The sequence below is a fragment of the Arthrobacter sp. 10T425 genome (assembly GCF_056393985.1).
In genome coordinates this window covers 1-995 of record NZ_JBFTGZ010000034.1, presented here as the reverse complement: position 1 = coordinate 995, position 995 = coordinate 1, and the positions used below count along the sequence as shown (strand labels likewise).

1 protein-coding gene is annotated in these 995 nt (G+C 67.8%); it reads right to left on the bottom strand.

What is annotated here, in order from left to right:
- The coding region (locus tag AC1DDH_RS20365) for a D-galactonate dehydratase family protein (RefSeq protein WP_476956193.1) at positions 1 to 995 on the bottom strand (995 nt) is incomplete at both ends.

Genomic DNA, 995 nt, shown 5'->3' with positions numbered 1-995 from the left:
AGGTAGCCGTCGACGAAGGTCATGGATTGTTCGAAGACCTCGTTGGTCGCATCCGAGTGCTGCATGTATTCCTGGATGCCGTAGTTGTGGATCGCCAGGCCCACGTGCAGCTGCGCGGCGAACCCGACCGGGGAGATGTCGGTGGGGCCGTGGAAGCCGGACTTGATCTGGTACTGCGCGGCGWAGTCCATCACCTTCTTCAGCGGGCTGATCCCGCCGAAGTGGGTGGAGGCTGCCCGCACGTAGTCGATCAGCTGTTCCTTGATCAGGGYCTGGTAGTCGTAGACGGTGTTGAAGATTTCCCCGATCGCCAGSGGGGTGGTGGTGTGCGCCCGGACCAGGCGSAGGGCTTCCTGGTTTTCGGCCGGGGTGCAGTCCTCGAGCCAGAACAGGTCGTAGGGTTCGAGSGCCTTGCCCAGCTTCGCGGCCTGGATCGGGGTCATCCGGTGGTGCCCGTCGTGCAGCARCGGGAGTTCCGGGCCGAACTCGTTGCGCACSGCCTCGAACACGGTGGGCAGGTGGCGGAGGTAGGCGCGGGTGTCCCAGTCCTCYTCCTGCGGGAACGCGCCGCGCCCGGCCGGTTCGTAGTCGTAGCGCTCCCCSGAGGCCTGGGCCTGGGCCGCGACGCCGTAGACGGCCTTGATCCCGGGCACCGCGGTCTGGATCCGGATCGACTTGTAGCCCAGYTCCAGGTGCTCACGGACCGAATCGAACAGCGAGGGCAGGTCCGCGCCGGAGGCGTGCCCGTACGCGCGCAGCCCGTTCCGGGACGCCCCGCCCAGGAGCTGGTAGACCGGCATCCCGGCGAGCTTGCCCTTGATGTCCCACAGCGCCATGTCCACCGCCGCGATCGCGGCCATCGTGACCGGGCCGCGGCGCCAGTACGAGGACCGGTACAGGAACTGCCAGGTGTCCTCGATCCGGTGCGGGTCCTTGCCGATCAGCAGCTGCGCGACGTGCTCCTTCAAATAGGCGGCCACGGCGAGCTCGCGCCC